Source organism: Fictibacillus nanhaiensis, from assembly GCF_049537595.1.
In the GTDB taxonomy this organism is placed as follows: domain Bacteria; phylum Bacillota; class Bacilli; order Bacillales; family Fictibacillaceae; genus Fictibacillus; species Fictibacillus nanhaiensis_F.
The window spans coordinates 1599587-1615187 of sequence record NZ_JBMULM010000001.1 but is presented as its reverse complement, the minus strand read 5'-3'; the positions used below and the strand labels follow the sequence as shown (position 1 = coordinate 1615187).

The following is a 15601-nucleotide window of genomic DNA, read 5'->3' as shown; positions in this document are numbered from 1 at the left end:
TTAATTATATGAAAATTTTAAAATCTACTTAGATATACATTAATTCGGTAATAAAAATAGCACCATATTTCAGGTGCTATTGATCAGCTCAATACATTAAAATACCTTGCTTCTGGATGGGCAAACACGATAGCAGATACGGAAGCTTCTGGCTCCATCATGCAGCCGTCTGTTAAGTGAATACCGATATCTTCAGGCTGAATCAGTTTAAATAGCTTTTGCTGATCTTCAAGTTCTGGGCAAGCTGGATACCCAAAGGAGAAACGCTGTCCTTGGTAACGTGCTGAAAAGCGTTCTCTCATTGTAAAGTCTACTGAATCTGGAAAGCCCCAGCGATCTCGCATCTGTTGGTGAACAAGTTCAGCAAAGCCTTCTGCTGTTTCTAAAGCTAATGCTTGGAGAGCGTGGCTTTCTAGAAAACGGCCTTCTTTTTTCAGTTCTGCAGCTAGCTCCCGAATACCGGTACCAGCTGTTACAGAAAAGAAACCGACGTAATCCATTCCCCCGCTGTCTTTTGATTTTAAGTAGTCCGCTATACAAAGATAGGGCTCTTTGTTTTGTCTAGGAAAATCAAATGTCTCGATAACCGTTTGTTGATCGATAGGGTCATAAATGAGTACACTGTCACCGTCACTTTGCGCAGGAAAGAATTGATACAGTGCTGAAGGAGTGATTAAATTCTTTTCTTTGGCCACCGCCAACAGTCCGTCTACCACTGCTTTGATTTGAAGGGTTTTCTCATCTTTCTCTTGGAGCAATCGAGATATTTTCCCTTTAATCCCTAGATGATGCCCTAAAAGCATTTGCAAATTGATGTAAGGCTGTATATGGGATATTGAGTAATTTCTTAAAATGTGCCTTTTTGTATCTTTTGGAACGAAAACTGGAGCCGTCTGAGATACTTTTGACCGGACCCTTACAGCTGTTGCAACTGACGAAGAGCCTTCATAACTACCTGCATCAAGCACTACCCTTTTTTTCCTTTCCTTATGTTCAACAGCCAGTTTATCGTAATCTTCGGGCGTTTGAATTTGGTTAGCGAGTGAAAGTCCTTCCATCGCATCTTTCGCGTAAAGAACCATTCCTTCGTATTCCTTAGAAATCTTCGTATCGGTGAACTTTCTGGATAATGCCGCACCACCGACTAATATAGGGGTGGAGATGTTCGCTTCACGCATGTCATTTGCGGTTAAGACCATCTGCTGAGCTGATTTTACAAGCAATCCGGAGAGACCGATAATGTTAGGTTGTTCTTTTCTAATCGCTTCAATCAATTCTTGCGACGTTACTTTAATGCCTAAATCTACTACTTTAAATCCATTGTTGCTTAATATGATATCTACCAGGTTTTTACCGATATCATGCACGTCACCTTTAACGGTTGCGAGAAGAACTTTTCCTTTTGATGCAGACTCATCATTCGTTTCCATGAATGGCTCCAAAAAGGCAACAGAGGCTTTCATAACCTCTGCACTTTGAAGGACTTCTGCAACGATTAACTGATTATCGTTAAAAAGTCTGCCCACTTCTTTCATGCCATCCATTAATGGTCCATTAATGATAGTTAGAGGTGTAGCGTACTGTTTTAAAGCAATCTCTAAATCAGGAATCAAACCTTCTTTTGTACCTTCTAAAATGTAATATCGAAGCCGCTCTTCTAATGTCATATCAGGCAGCTTTGATTTGGTTTCTTTCTTCTTTCCTCTATAAAAGTCTGTAAAAATAGATAAAGCTTTCTCTGTTGTACGAAATAGTAGGTTTTCTGCCATTTCAATCTCTTCCGCTGCAATGGAAGCAAAACGTTCGAGCTTTTCAGTATTTACGATGGCGTAATCGAGTCCCGCTTGTGTGCAATGATAAAGGTATACAGCATTTAATACTTCACGGCCTACAGGAGGTAAACCAAAAGATACATTACTAACGCCTAGAATGGTTAAGCAAATTGGAAAATGTTTTTTAATTAAGCGTATTCCTTCAACCGTTGCATTGGCTGATCCGATATACTGTTCATCACCAGTTCCAACAGGGAATACGAGTGGATCGAATATGATGTCTGAAGGTGAAACGTTATATTTATCCACTAAAAGGTCATACGATCTCTTAGCGATTTCCAGTTTTCGCTCTGCAGAAACACCCATACCCGTTTCATCGATCGTTCCGACAACAACTGCCGCTCCATACTTATGAAGAAGCGGGATCACTTTTTCAAACCGTTCTTCACCGTCTTCTAAGTTAATAGAATTGATAATGGCTTTTCCTTGTGAATATTTTAAAGCTAGCTCGATCACATCCTCATCTGTAGAGTCGATGACAAATGGAATTTTCACTTTCTTAACGGCTTCTTTCATGAACTCTTCCATATCGCTTAATTCATCCCGGTCAGGATCAGCTAAACAAACGTCGAGTACATGGGCACCGCCTTTTACTTGAGCCCTTGCAATCTCAGCCGCTTCTTCAAACTTCCCCTCAGCAATCAATCGTTTGAATTTTCGTGATCCGATAACATTTGTTCTTTCTCCTACCATTATCGGTCTTAACGTTGGATCATCATATATAAATGGTTCAATTCCAGAGACCATATGAATTTCGTTAATTTGCAGGTCACGTGGTGGATAGTTTTTCATAACTTTTGATAGTGCTTCAATATGAGCAGGTGTCGTTCCGCAACAGCCACCAACGATATTCAGCCACCCTTTTTGTGCAAATCCGGATAGCTTAGCGGCTAATGATTCTGGTGTTTCATGATAATTTCCTTCTTCATCAGGAAGTCCTGCGTTCGGATAACAGCTCACTGCTGATGTGGACAGATTCGATAGGGAACGTATGTGATCTTGCATAAATTCAGGACCTGTCGCACAGTTTAATCCCACTGCGATCGGGTTCATATGCTTCAACGAAATATAAAAGGCCTCAATCGACTGACCCGCAAGTGTGGTTCCCATTGGTTCAATCGTTCCAGAAACCATAAGTGGGATTCTTTTTCCCGTTTGTTCAATAGCTTGCTCAATCCCTAAAAAACCAGCTTTTACATTGAGCATATCTTGACTTGTCTCTAAAAGGAGAAGATCTGCACCTCCGTCAATCAATCCTCTTGCTTGTTCAGCATAAGCATCTCTTAACGCATCAAATGTCGTTCCGCCCGTAACACTGAGCGTTTTTGTGGTCGGTCCGAGTGAGCCCGCAACAAAACGAGGCCACTGTTCTGTTGAAACAGCATCAACGGCTTTTCTTGCAATTTCCGCTCCAAGCTTATTGATCTCATAAGCTCTATGACCTAGTTCGTATTCATCCAGTACAAGATTCGTACCGCCGAATGTATTCGTTTCAATGATATCAGCGCCCGCCTCAAGATATTTATAATGAATGGATTCAATAACATCAGGTGCCGTTAAATTTAAAAACTCATTACAACCGTCATATGCCTCACCACCAAAATCTTCTGGTGTGAGATTAGCTTCTTGAAGCATCGTTCCCATCGCACCATCCATGATTAAGATCTTTGATTCCAGCTGCTTTTCTATTGATGACTTAGGCATTCTGTGACCTCCTGGCTAAAAGTGATGGATGGTTAGCTCGTGCATATTGTGCTAATTCCACGGTTAGTTCGTAACGCATAAATGGCGTGATCAGGTAGATGCCGTTGAAGAGTTCCATGGCTGTATCTAATAATGACTTTGCAATCATTAAGCCTTCTTTGCATGCTTGTGTTGGATCATCTTTATACTTGCCCATGCGATCACGCACAGAATCAGACAGTTTGATTCCTGGAACTTCATGGTGAAGAAACTCTGCGTTTCGGGAAGAAGTTAACGGCATAATCCCAATATAGATCGGTTTATCAATGTGCTTTGTAGCCTCATACGTTTCAATAAGTCTTTGCTCTGAAAAAACAGGCTGGCTGATAAAGTAATCTGCGCCATAAGCGATTTTTTTCTCTAACCGCTCAACGGCTTTATCAATGGACCGAATGTTAGGGTTAAAAGCCGCTCCGACCGTAAAGGATGTTTTTTCCCCAAGCTCTTTACCTGATAGTGATAACCCTTCATTAAACTGTTTGATGAGCTTAATAAGTTCGAAAGAGGTGACATCATAAACAGATGAAGCACCTGGGAAGTCTCCGACGCTTGCGGGATCTCCAGTTACAGCTAGTATTTCATGGATTCCATGCGTGTGAAGTCCCATCAAGTGAGACTGAAGGCCAATTAAATTTCTATCGCGGCACGTAATATGAACGAGCGGGCGAAGGTTAAGTTGTTTTTGCACAATTGAACCTAATGCGGAGTTACAAACACGTGGTGAAGCAAGCGAATTATCAGCGAGGGTCAGTGCGTCGATTCCCGCTTCTTTTAACGCCTTGGCTCCTTCCATAAAACGTGACGTATCTAGTTTACGGGGTGGATCTAATTCTACAATAATAGATTGCTTTGTTTTTACTTCTTCACTTAATGGTACATAATTCGGTTTTGATGCTGACTGAATGACAATCTTTCGCTTTCTTTGTTTCACTTCTTTTTCTGTTACAGGCTCTACGTTTTGAAGTTCACTTGAAAAGGCACGAATATGAGCAGGCGTCGTACCACAACATCCGCCTAATAGACGAACACCCTGCTGCCTAAACAAATGGGCACATTCTTTAAAATAATCAGCGTCCCCTTCGTACTTAAAACGGCCATCTGTATAAGAAGGAAGCGATGCATTGGGAAACGCTGAAAGATAAGCCCGATTTGGTAATGGAACTTCCTCAAGCGTCATCAGCATGTGATAAGGCCCAAGACGACAGTTCAATCCCACGACATCGGCACCTAAGTTCTCAAGCCGGGTCAAAGCATCTGAAATCGGCGTGCGGTCCTGCATAAAGCCTACTTCCTGCAGTGACACTTGAGCAATGATTGGAAGAGACGTTTCTTTTCTAGCAATCTCTAAAACCGTTTCTAGTTCTTCTAGGTCATAATACGTTTCTAATTGAATGCCGTCTACATTCTCCATCAACAAACAATACAGCTGCTCACGAAAACTGCGTTTGATTTCATCCAGAGATATGCTATTCGGTTTAATACCGCGTATTCCACCGATCGTACCTACAACATATTCGTTATGAGCGGCTTTTCTAGCAATATGAACAGCGGCTTTATTGATCTCTTTTACATGATCTTGAAGTCCGTAACGTTCAAGTTTCGAATAGTTCGCTGCATACGTATTTGTTTGAATGATATCAGCGCCTGCATCTAAATAAGCCCGGTGGATGTTATAGATCTGCTCTTCTTGAGAAAGATTTAACTCTTCATAACAAAAGTCAGATCCATACGAATACAGAAGTGTTCCCATCGCACCATCACCGATCAGTATCTTGTTTTGTTTTAAATCTGTAATTAAACTCATGATAGCCTCCTATATAAAAATAAAAAGCCTTCTATAAAAGAAGACTTTTTTAAAGCGTCGGGGTCTTCTTATCTTTACAAGCTCAGCAATTGAACTTGCAGGAATTAGCACCTTTTCAGCTTATAGCTGCTGGTTGCTGAGGTTTCATAGGGCCGCTCCCTCTACCTCTCTTGATAAGGGTTTATTCATTTATTGGTTCATTTACTAACTTGCGATCTATCTTCTTTAATAATTCCTGTTTATACGAGCGTTGTTTTTCTACGTCATATAAAAAGGACCGATCTGTTAGCTTTGTTAATAAGGCTTTTCGACAAACTTCCGGAAATTCCTTCTTAATGATGGATCTACATTGGAATAAAAAATCTAAATAAGTATCATAGTCTTCACTGTATTTTTGCTGAAGCTCTTTTTTTATAGATTTAGATAGACTTGGACTAGCTCCAGAAGTGGAAACAGAGAGTATAAGCCTACCTCTTTTTACAACACTAGGAACAATAAAATTGCCAAGGTGCGGTTGATCCGCTATATTCACTAGCTGTTTGGATTTTGCATGTTCTGCAATCCAAGAGTTAACCTCTTTGGTATTGGTCGCCGCAATGATTAGAAATGCTCTCTCCAAATCTTCACGTTTCACTTCTCTTTCAATCCAAGTCAGTTTTTTTTCTGCATGCCATTGCTGAATCTCGTTAACAACAGTGGGACTGATTACAGTAATTATTGCATCTTCATTCAATAAATCTTTAATTTTTCGATACGCGACTATTCCACCGCCTGCTACAACGACCGTTTTACCAGACAAGTTTACATGTATGGGATACATAGCATTCCTCGCTTTTTAAGAAAATGCATATTTCTTTGTTTCAAGTGTTTCATTGATACGCGTGAGTAAAACATCTTTAAGAATAGGTTGGTAGCCAAGCGTCTCACAAAGAGAAACGTTTTGTTTAAATTGTTGCTGATAGCGTTTTATCGTAAGTTTCATCCCGTTTATTAATAGCCCTGAAAAAAGAAGATAAGGCACAACGATGACTTCGTCGTATAACTCGCGACTATTCCATAGAGCCTCTTCAAAGCTCGGTTCTGAACCAGTTAGAAAACAAGCTTGAATATTAGGGATTCCGTAATGGTTTTGAACGTTAGACGCTATAGTCTCTAGGTCACGCTTTACATCTTGATCCGTGCTGCCTCTGCCCACAAGCAGGATATGAGGATTTTCTCTTAAACTAACTGCGCTTTTGGTGATCTTCTCCCACAGCAAGTGGGAAATTGCTTCGTGTACACCGAATGGACGCCCGTAAATCACTTCAACTTCAGGATATTGATTCTGCAAGTGGTGAAGTTCTTTTGGAATATCAACTTTTACATGGTTAGCACTTAATAAGAGCACAGGAATCACAGAGATACTCGTTGCTCCTTTTTGTATACACGTTTCAAACCCTTCTGCGATAGAGGGTTCAGCAAGCTCTAAAAAACAAATCTCTTTAATGGGCACATCAACTTGTGCCATACAGAGTTTCACAAATTCTTCCGCTTCTATACGTCCTTTTTCCAGTCTTGTACCGTGACAGATAAAGAGCAACGCCTTCATTTATAGAGCCTCGCTTATGGTTGCTAGCTCATTCGGTTCATCATTCAGCTGTTCAAACCATTTCAGTTCACTGCGAAGACGAACGACTTCACCCACAATAATCATGCTCGGATTCTCAATTTGTTCGTTAACCACAATATCCTCAATCGTATCGAGTGTACCTGTTACGGTTCGTTGACTCTCTAAGGATCCCCATTGAACAAGAGCAACTGGTGTTTCTTTGCTTTTTCCGTGTCTCGTCAACTGTTTACAAATATAACCTAGGTTGCCAACTCCCATATAGATCGCTAACGTATCAATACCGTTCGCTAGACTCTCCCATTTCAGTTCATCTTCTTCACCTTTTTTACGATGACCGGTAACGACCGCAAAGCTTGAAGCGATATTTCGATGTGTAACAGGAATACCTGCATAAGCTGGTGCTGCAATCCCTGAAGTTATCCCAGGAATCACCTCAAACGGAATACGACTTTTTGCAAGTGTTTCTGCTTCTTCTCCACCTCTTCCAAACACGAAGGGATCACCGCCTTTGAGACGAGTTACTACTTTTCCTTTTTGAGCGTGTTTAACTAAGAAACTGTTGATCGTTTCTTGCTTCATGAAATGGTAGTTTGGCAGTTTACCGCAATAAATTAAATCGCAGTCCGGTTTTGCATAAGAGAGCAGTTCTTTATTGACTAAACGATCATATAAAATAACATCCGCTTCTTGTATACAGCGCAGACCTTTTACAGTTATTAGTCCTGGATCACCCGGACCAGCTCCGACAAGATACACTTTTCCCATCATCATCACTCCTTAAGGATTTAATATCGTTTCACGTTCATACAGCACGAAGCCGTTCCCCGTACGAATTCGTTTCTTTTCATAAAGAGAGATCTCATCAACTTCAGGCTGTTTCAAAAAATACTTCTCGAGCTCGATGTCAACCAACTGAAAAGCCTGTTCATCTGTTGAAGCGGCTATCACAACAGGAATAACCTCGGATTTTGAAATCACTTCAAACCGGTATAAATACATAGCGAGACCTCCATTTTATGAGACTTTCTCTTCTAATTCTTCAGCTATTCGGTCCAGTTCAATTTGAAGATGTTCCAACCCGACACGGTCTATATAGTCAAAAAAGCTTTCTGATGGAAGTTTCGTTTCTTTGAATGTGGTAAGAAACTGTAATAGTACATCGTCTAGAGAATCCGCATGAAACTTTCCTTTAAGCTTTTCATTAAATTTTCCGCCATCATCAAGCGTGCCTCCTACATATATCTCAAAGGCTTGAACCATCTTCTTCTCTTTCGTTTTTAACAGTACACCTTGAAGACCAATATCTGCGATCTGACGCTGTCCACATGAGTTCGGACAGCCAACCATATGAATGCGAACGGGAACATCTAGAGTTATTTTTCGATCGAGGTTCTCTGCAATTTTACGCATTCTTTCTTTCGTCTCAACGAGTGCCAAGTTGCAATACTCGATACCAGTACAAGAAACAGAATGACCAATAAAAGATAGAGGCTGCGTTGTAATGCGTTTGAAGATACCTTCTTTTAATAGCAACTCGACGTTTTCATGTATTACATTAGGAATAATTAAGTTTTGAGAATTTACCGTTCGGATTTCACCGTTTCCGTATTTCTTCGCAATTTCAGCAAGCTCTAAAACTTCGTCAGCATGAAGTCGTCCAACAGGAACGTTAAAGCCGATATAACGTAATCCTTCTTGCTTTTGAGGATGAACACCATAGAAGTAACCGCCGTTCCATGTTTTGAGAGCATCTTTTCCTTTAGAGTGAAGCGGTCCGGTATATTCTAAGAGTTTCTCTTTAAATTTATCTGGTCCCCAATCTGCCATTAAGAATTTCAGACGTGCAAGGTGACGTTTTTCCCGATAACCGTAGTCACGGAAAATAGTAGTAATCGCGATAGAAACGTCTTTAACCTGTTCTGGTTCAATGAACACATCGAGTGGCTGTGCTAAGAAAGGACGAGAAGAAAGACCTCCGCCAATCTTGATATGAAATCCTGGAACTTCCTTATCATCAATTAGTTTATATGCGGGAGTAAAGGCCACACAGTTGATCTCAGCATGTGCACTATTGTTCACATTAGAACTAATCGACATTTTGTATTTTCTCGGCAAGTTAGAGAAATCTTCATTATGTTGAAAGAACTCATATACTTCTTTTACGATCTCAGTCGTATCAAAGAGTTCGTGTAGATCAATACCTGCTATCGGATTACCCATAATGTTTCGTGTAATGTCTCCGCATGCACCAGCGCTCGATAACCCGACTGATTCTAAACGATTAAAAATATCTGGAATCTGTTCAATAGTCAGCCAGTGAAATTGAATAGCCTGACGTGTCGTGATATCGAATACGTTTCTTCCGTAATCTTTACAAATATGAGCCAGTGCTTTTACTTGTTCATAACTTAAGATGCCTGATGGAACATTAACCCTCATCATAAAATAGCCGTCTTCTTTTGGTCGCTGCAGATAAAGGCCCGCCCACTTGAAACTATCCCATTCTTCTTTTGGAATAGAAGAAAAGCCGTTTTCTGCATAATGAGGGATATCTTCAAATATTTTCAAGCCATCTTTTACAAGCTTTTTTTGTTCTGTTTTATTGATCTTCGGATTTTCTGCCCACGTCTTTTCATATGCCATTCTATCAATCTCCTTTTTATTTAGTTAAATCAGCTTTCTTTTTTTCAAATAATGTAAGATACTCTCCACACACTCGGAAACGTTTTGTTCGTTTGTATGTATGGTAAGAGCAGGTGATACCGGTTCTTCATAAGGTGAATCAATTCCAGTAAAGTCAGGAATCTCACCATTTCTCGCTTTGCTGTATAAACCTTTTGGATCTCTTTTTTCACATTCGTCGATCGGACATGAAACGTAAATCTCGATAAATTCCTCTTCTGAAATGATATTCTTCGCCATAACCCGATCTTGAATAAACGGTGAGATAAAAGCTGTAAGTACGACCGTCCCGTTATTTACAAATAGCTTTGACACTTCAGAAATGCGTCGTATGTTTTCACTTCGATCTTTATCTGAGAAAGAAAGATCACGGTTTAGTCCATTTCGAATGTTATCTCCATCTAACACATAGTTTCTTATTTCTTGATCAAAAAGCACTTCTGCTAATGCATTAGCAATCGTTGATTTTCCTGATCCTGAAAGTCCTGTAAACCAAAGTACAAAACTTGAATGGTTGTTTTGTTTTCGCCTAGCTTCTTTTGTAATTGAACTATCGTGCCAGATTATATTGTGGTGATTGCTCATTTGAATCTCCTATTCTATAATTTTCATCATTTCGATTTAGTCCATTAATTAGCACCTCTATTACTTCTCTTCGGCTGAACGTACTTGGTGGAAGTTCCCCATTTCGAAGGAGCTCTCTTACCTTTGTTCCGGATAAGATGACATGTTCTTCCGTTGGGTGTGGACACGTTTTAGAAGAAGCCATCCCTTCGCATTTGTTGCAATAAAAGCTATGTTCAAAAAACAAGGTTTGGATACCGATCTCCTCTTCTGTAAACTGTGAGAAGATCTCTTGTGCTTCATACGTCCCGTAATAATTCCCTACTCCAGCATGGTCACGACCGACGATAAAGTGAGAGCAGCCGTAATTTTTTCTGACGATCGCATGAAAGATAGCTTCACGAGGACCTGCATAGCGCATCGCTGCAGGAAATACAGCAAGAAACACGCGGTTATTAGGATAATAGTTTTTTAGTAAAACATGATAGCTTTCCATTCGAACATCAGCTGGTATATCATCAGACTTTGTTTCACCAACAAGTGGATTTAGGAAGAGACCGTCTACAATTTCAAGTGCAGCTTTTTGAATATATTCATGAGCACGGTGAACGGGATTTCTCGTTTGAAAACCTACAACGGTATTCCAACCTAATTCCTTAAACTGTTTTCTTGTTTCACTCGGATCGAGATGATACTCTTTGAACGAATTTTTCTCAATTCGTTCAACAAGCGTAATCTCGCCGCCTACATAAACAGAACGTCGTTCGAACAGCTTCTTAACTCCAGGATGATTATGATCGGGTGTTTTATAAACACGCTCGGCTTCAATTTGTTTAACAGGAGTATAAACATCATCCACGTTAAGAATTCCGTAGGTTACACCATCGTATGTTAAACGAACTTCTTCACCTCTTTTAAGTGTTGATGCTGTATCAGAATCTACCGGTAACGTGATAGGTAAGCTCCAAACCGTTCCATCACTAAGTCTTATATCGTGGACAACAGATTGATAATCTTTTTGGTTCAAAAATCCTGTTAATGGACTGTATGCTCCAATCGCGATCAATTCAAGGTCGCTAAGTGCTGTTGCATCAAGATTGATTTCTTTTTTAATGTGCTGATATGGTGTATCAGGCTTGAAACGATTGATCAGTTGCCCTCCATGCGGTTGAATCGTACTCATAGTGTTTCTCTCCTCCTAATAATTCTCTATTTATTCTCATGAAGCCCACATTCTAGTTTTTCAGTTCCCGACCATCGTCCGGAACGAAGATCATCTGCGTTAATAGCTGCTTGTGTACATGGAGCGCAGCCTATACTTGGATAACCATTGTCATGTAGTTTGTTATACGGCAAGTCATGCTTATGGGCATAACGCCAAATATCTTTCCACGTCCAATGAATGAGCGGACAAATCTTAATACTTTTGAAACGTTCATCCCTGTTGACGAATTCAGTATTACTCCTAGCCACTGACTGCTCCTTACGAAGACCAGAGAGCCAAGCTTTGACCCCTTTTAACTCTTCTTCTAAAGGAATCACCTTTCTGATCATGCAGCATAGGTTGGAGTCCACCTTCCAAAGAGCATCATTGTGTTTTTCTGCTTGCTCCTCTAGAGTGAGAGCTGGCGTTTTTAGCTTGATTCGAAGTGAAGGATACCTTTTCTTTGCTGCTTCAATTACGTCATAGGTTTCTTGAAAATGCAGGTTTGTATCGAGAAACACGATCTGTGCATCTGGCTTTACTTGGGAAACAAGATCAACAAGAACACTACCTTCTATACCAAAACTGCATGCATAGACTAAGTCTTCACCGTATGTTTCAAAAGCCCACTCCAACACACCTAGAGCACCTTTTGTCGGATTTTCGTGATCAAAATCTGGCAATTTCTCATTCCAAGTTACATACGTTAGCAATTCGCTACCTCCTTTTAACATAAAAAAGCGGCTTTAACGTTTTTAGAGCTTAGCCCTATCGTTAAAACCGCCTCTAGTTTTCTAGTCAGCGAACTATTTAATTCTTACCTTCTCGTTCTTTTCAAGCTGAATCACTTTCCCATCTTGAACGATTAAAGTGATCGAACCAAATTTAATACTGCTCAGCATCTTTTCAAGCTGAGGAAGAAAATCACTTGCACCCTTTTCATTCGCCACTCCACGGCCTCCCTTTCTAACATTCTATCTTTAAAAGGCTTTTTTCTAAAAGGTTGGTTGGTCATTTTTGTGTTTATCTTCATTGACGAGTTGATTGGAGCGTAAGATGCGAGACTCCTGGGGGATCAGCGGGACAGGTGAGACACCTAAGGACACAAAGTGTCGAGGTGGCTCACCGCACGCCCCCCGGAAAGCGAGCATTCTGGAGCGGAGATCAACTACTCTCAAGAGCAACAAAAAAACCTTCCCATTTCGGAAAGATAGTGGAGGTAAACATATTACCTTATCTTCCAAAATGTAAATACATTCTGCTGGAGTTAGCACCTTACAAATCGCAGGTTGCCGGGTTTCATCGGGCCAGTTCCCTTCACCACTCTGGATAAGAGTTTAAATTTTATAAAATCATAACATATCTGAATTGGATATCAAGACCTATTTTTTCATTTTTCTATTTTTACAAAAAATTTCAACAAACAGTTGACTTTTTATGTTTTAGGATCATATAGTATTAACTAAAATTTAATCCGTATCGCTGATCGGTAAACCGAAGGCTCTTAACATCACTTGTTAAGGGCCTTTTTATTTTGAGGAGGAAGAATATGAAAAAGTTAATCGTACTAGCTTTAATTGGTCTTGTTGCACAGTTGATCGATGGTTCACTAGGGATGGCTTATGGCGTTACATCAACATCACTTCTCTTAGTAGCGGGGATTGCTCCTGCAGCTGCATCTGCATCCGTACATCTTGCTGAAGTCGTAACCACTGCGGCATCCGGGGCTTCACACATTAAATTCGGAAATGTGGACCGGCAAGTCGTTCTTCGCTTAATTTTGCCGGGTTCAATCGGAGCATTTGTAGGTGCTTGTTTTTTAAGTAATCTGCCTGGCGATTTAATAAAGCCTTATATCTCAATCTTTCTAATTCTCCTTGGAATTTATATCTTATATCGTTTTTTGTTTAAACTTGGAGAAAAGAAAGCAACAGAGAATGGTAAACCCTTTACGAAAAAACAACTTATTCCACTTGGATTATTAGCAGGATTTTTAGATGCTACAGGTGGTGGTGGCTGGGGGCCAGTCACCACTCCGGTCCTTATGGCAAAACAAGATATGAAAACTAGAAAAGTGATCGGTTCTGTAGACACGAGTGAGTTCGCTGTAGCAGTATCTGCTTCAATCGGATTTTTCATCGCTCTCGGATGGGAACAAGTAGAATGGTTATGGGTAGGAGCGTTAATGTTAGGAGGAGTGGTTGCGGCTCCAATTGCTGCATGGCTAGTTCGTCTCATTCCATCTCACATATTAGGGGTATTGGTAGGAGGACTTATCATTATTACCAACACCAGAACTCTTCTTCATACTCTTGGTGTATCAAATAACATGTTGTTCTCGATCTACTTTGTTCTTGTTGCTTTTTGGGCGGTCGGTATTATCTATGCGGTAAAAAGTAATCCGGAAAATAAAAACACGAAATTTTTAAAAAATTCTGTTGACTATTGATACTGACCTATGTATTATAAATCTTAATTCAATATTCAAATCTTCTTATCCAGAGAGGCTGAGGGACTGACCCTATGATGCCCGGCAACCAGCGGAAACGCATGGTGCTAATTTCAGCAGAACAATTTATGTTCTGAAAGATGAGACTTCGATCGGGTGAAATCATCGGGACCTCTTCTTTTGGAAGAGGTCTTTTTTTCTGGGATAAGTTGAAACTGAATGCGATTGGATATAAAAATAACGTTGAGGAGAGATTCGAATATGACTGATCAAAAAGCAGAAAGACAGTATGGGTTTGAAACGATTTCTTTACATGAAGGTCAAAAAGTAGATCCTACAACAGGAGCTCGAGCAGTACCTATCTACCAGACCACTTCCTATCAATTCAATTCAACAGAGCACGCAGCGAACTTATTTGCCCTAAAAGAGTTCGGAAACATCTATACGCGTTTGATGAATCCAACGCAAGATGCATTTGAACAGACCATCGCAAAACTTGAAGGCGGTGTCGGAGCTCTTGCTCTTGCATCCGGCCAGGCTGCCATTACAAATGCTATATTCAATATTGCTGGCTCCGGTGATGAAATTGTCGCTTCTACCTCCCTATATGGTGGAACGTATAACTTGTTCTCAGTCACTCTCCCAAAGCTCGGCATCCATACACAATTCGCTGAAATTGATAATCTTCAATCGTTTAAAGATGCTATTACAGAAAAAACAAAAGCCTTATACATTGAGACCATCGGCAATCCGAAAATCGATGTTGCAGATATTCAAGCGATCGCTGACATCGCACATGACGCAGGAGTTCCTCTTATTGTAGATAATACGTTGGCTACACCTTACCTTTGTCGTCCGATCGACCATGGAGCGGATATCGTTGTTCATTCTGCAACAAAGTTCATCGGAGGACATGGTACTTCAGTCGGTGGAGTTATCGTTGATTCTGGAAAATTTGATTGGAGCAATGGGAAATTCCCAGGCTTGACTGAGCCTGATCCAAGCTATAAAGGAATTGTGTATACGGATGCATTTGGTCCACTTGCGTATATTTTAAAAGCACGTGTACAGCTGCTTCGAGATCTAGGTTCGTCTATCGCGCCGTTCAACTCCTTTCTATTTATTCAAGGATTGGAAACACTTGCTCTGCGTATAGAACGTCATGTTGAAAATACATTGAAAGTAGCGAAGTTCTTAGAGAGTCATCCATCGGTTGATTGGGTTAATTACGCAGGACTTCCAAGCAGCCCTTACTATGAACTTGCCCAAAAATATCTCCCTAAAGGCGCAGGTGCGATTTTAACATTCGGGGTTAAAGGCGGTGTAGAGGAAGGTAAAAAGTTGATTGAAAATGTTAGCATCTTCTCTCACTTGGCAAACGTTGGAGATTCAAAATCATTGATCATCCATCCAGCTAGCACCACTCACCAACAACTATCTGAAGAAGAACAAAGAAAATCAGGCGTAAGTCCAGAACTGATCCGACTTTCAATCGGAATTGAAACAGTAGATGATCTAATCTATGATTTAGATCATGCTCTAAAAGCGATCTCACTTTCTCCAAGTGGATTGTAGATTACAACGCTTAAGCTGTTCAGAGGAATCCTTTGAGCAGCTTTTTTTGTTGTCAAGACTCTTCTTCTGTTAACGACCACCTTAAACGGAAAGCATCTTTAAAACAACCTTGCATACAAAATACAGCTTTGTCATAATT

At 40.4% G+C, this 15601-nt stretch carries 13 protein-coding genes and 3 riboswitches; of the genes, 2 read left to right on the top strand and 11 right to left on the bottom strand.

What is annotated here, in order from left to right; all coding sequences use genetic code 11:
• Positions 1 to 83 precede the first annotated feature (83 nt).
• From metH to ACOZ9X_RS08125, 11 genes are all read right to left on the bottom strand, one after another.
• A complete protein-coding gene (metH, locus tag ACOZ9X_RS08175; RefSeq protein ID WP_423417751.1) occupies positions 84 to 3536 on the bottom strand; it encodes a methionine synthase in 3453 nt (1150 codons plus the stop codon).
• The gene (locus ACOZ9X_RS08170; RefSeq protein WP_423417750.1) at positions 3529 to 5379 is read right to left on the bottom strand and encodes a bifunctional homocysteine S-methyltransferase/methylenetetrahydrofolate reductase; all 1851 of its coding nucleotides are present in this window, start codon (positions 5377 to 5379) and stop codon (positions 3529 to 3531) included. Before ACOZ9X_RS08170 ends, metH begins: the two co-directional genes overlap by 8 nt.
• 65 nt (positions 5380 to 5444) lie before the next feature.
• A riboswitch (SAM riboswitch) is annotated at positions 5445 to 5559 on the bottom strand.
• 1 nt (position 5560) lies between these two features.
• On the bottom strand, positions 5561 to 6199 hold the full coding sequence (locus tag ACOZ9X_RS08165) for an NAD(P)-binding protein (protein ID WP_423417749.1): 639 nt from the start codon (positions 6197 to 6199) through the stop codon (positions 5561 to 5563).
• Between the two features lie 15 nt (positions 6200 to 6214).
• Positions 6215 to 6967 carry a sirohydrochlorin chelatase gene (locus tag ACOZ9X_RS08160; RefSeq protein ID WP_423417748.1) on the bottom strand — a complete coding sequence of 251 codons (753 nt, stop codon included), beginning with the start codon at positions 6965 to 6967 and terminating at the stop codon, positions 6215 to 6217.
• On the bottom strand, positions 6968 to 7753 hold the full coding sequence (gene cobA / locus ACOZ9X_RS08155) for a uroporphyrinogen-III C-methyltransferase (protein ID WP_423417747.1): 786 nt from the start codon (positions 7751 to 7753) through the stop codon (positions 6968 to 6970).
• Positions 7754 to 7765: 12 nt separating this feature from the next.
• Positions 7766 to 7987 (bottom strand): DUF3906 family protein, encoded by a 222-nt coding sequence (locus ACOZ9X_RS08150; RefSeq protein ID WP_191753389.1) that lies wholly within the window; start codon positions 7985 to 7987, stop codon positions 7766 to 7768.
• Between the two features lie 15 nt (positions 7988 to 8002).
• Positions 8003 to 9631 carry a nitrite/sulfite reductase gene (locus ACOZ9X_RS08145; protein ID WP_423417746.1) on the bottom strand — a complete coding sequence of 543 codons (1629 nt, stop codon included), beginning with the start codon at positions 9629 to 9631 and terminating at the stop codon, positions 8003 to 8005.
• A 24-nt stretch (positions 9632 to 9655) separates the two neighbouring features.
• Positions 9656 to 10255 carry an adenylyl-sulfate kinase gene (gene cysC / locus ACOZ9X_RS08140; protein WP_423417745.1) on the bottom strand — a complete coding sequence of 200 codons (600 nt, stop codon included), beginning with the start codon at positions 10253 to 10255 and terminating at the stop codon, positions 9656 to 9658.
• Positions 10221 to 11417 (bottom strand): sulfate adenylyltransferase, encoded by a 1197-nt coding sequence (gene sat / locus ACOZ9X_RS08135; protein ID WP_423417744.1) that lies wholly within the window; start codon positions 11415 to 11417, stop codon positions 10221 to 10223. Before sat ends, cysC begins: the two co-directional genes overlap by 35 nt.
• A gap of 26 nt (positions 11418 to 11443) precedes the next feature.
• Positions 11444 to 12151, bottom strand: coding sequence for a phosphoadenylyl-sulfate reductase (locus tag ACOZ9X_RS08130; protein WP_423417743.1), 708 nt, complete (start codon positions 12149 to 12151; stop codon positions 11444 to 11446).
• Positions 12152 to 12244: 93 nt separating this feature from the next.
• Complete coding sequence (locus ACOZ9X_RS08125; protein WP_423417742.1) at positions 12245 to 12388, bottom strand: YezD family protein; 144 nt, start codon at positions 12386 to 12388, stop codon at positions 12245 to 12247.
• Positions 12389 to 12668: 280 nt separating this feature from the next.
• Positions 12669 to 12774, bottom strand: a riboswitch (SAM riboswitch).
• Positions 12775 to 12987: 213 nt separating this feature from the next.
• On the opposite strand from ACOZ9X_RS08125, the gene ACOZ9X_RS08120 reads away from it, so the two are divergent.
• Positions 12988 to 13887, top strand: coding sequence for a sulfite exporter TauE/SafE family protein (locus ACOZ9X_RS08120; RefSeq protein ID WP_423417741.1), 900 nt, complete (start codon positions 12988 to 12990; stop codon positions 13885 to 13887).
• A gap of 42 nt (positions 13888 to 13929) precedes the next feature.
• A riboswitch (SAM riboswitch) is annotated at positions 13930 to 14034 on the top strand.
• Positions 14035 to 14148: 114 nt separating this feature from the next.
• Positions 14149 to 15462, top strand: a complete 1314-nt coding sequence (locus ACOZ9X_RS08115) for a homocysteine synthase (protein ID WP_423417740.1) — start codon at positions 14149 to 14151, stop codon at positions 15460 to 15462.
• Positions 15463 to 15601: the final 139 nt, after the last annotated feature.

Bases quoted from the DNA above. Each gene is read 5' to 3' on its own strand.
- ACOZ9X_RS08120 (WP_423417741.1), top strand. From the start codon at position 12,988: ATGAAAAAGTTAATCGTACTAGCTTTAATTGGTCTTGTTGCACAGTTG.
- cobA (WP_423417747.1), bottom strand. From the start codon at position 7,753: ATGGGAAAAGTGTATCTTGTCGGAGCTGGTCCGGGTGATCCAGGACTA.
- sat (WP_423417744.1), bottom strand. From the start codon at position 11,417: ATGAGTACGATTCAACCGCATGGAGGGCAACTGATCAATCGTTTCAAG.
- ACOZ9X_RS08115 (WP_423417740.1), top strand. From the start codon at position 14,149: ATGACTGATCAAAAAGCAGAAAGACAGTATGGGTTTGAAACGATTTCT.
- cysC (WP_423417745.1), bottom strand. From the start codon at position 10,255: ATGAGCAATCACCACAATATAATCTGGCACGATAGTTCAATTACAAAA.
- ACOZ9X_RS08150 (WP_191753389.1), bottom strand. From the start codon at position 7,987: ATGTATTTATACCGGTTTGAAGTGATTTCAAAATCCGAGGTTATTCCT.
- ACOZ9X_RS08160 (WP_423417748.1), bottom strand. From the start codon at position 6,967: ATGAAGGCGTTGCTCTTTATCTGTCACGGTACAAGACTGGAAAAAGGA.
- metH (WP_423417751.1), bottom strand. From the start codon at position 3,536: ATGCCTAAGTCATCAATAGAAAAGCAGCTGGAATCAAAGATCTTAATC.
- ACOZ9X_RS08170 (WP_423417750.1), bottom strand. From the start codon at position 5,379: ATGAGTTTAATTACAGATTTAAAACAAAACAAGATACTGATCGGTGAT.
- ACOZ9X_RS08165 (WP_423417749.1), bottom strand. From the start codon at position 6,199: ATGTATCCCATACATGTAAACTTGTCTGGTAAAACGGTCGTTGTAGCA.
- ACOZ9X_RS08145 (WP_423417746.1), bottom strand. From the start codon at position 9,631: ATGGCATATGAAAAGACGTGGGCAGAAAATCCGAAGATCAATAAAACA.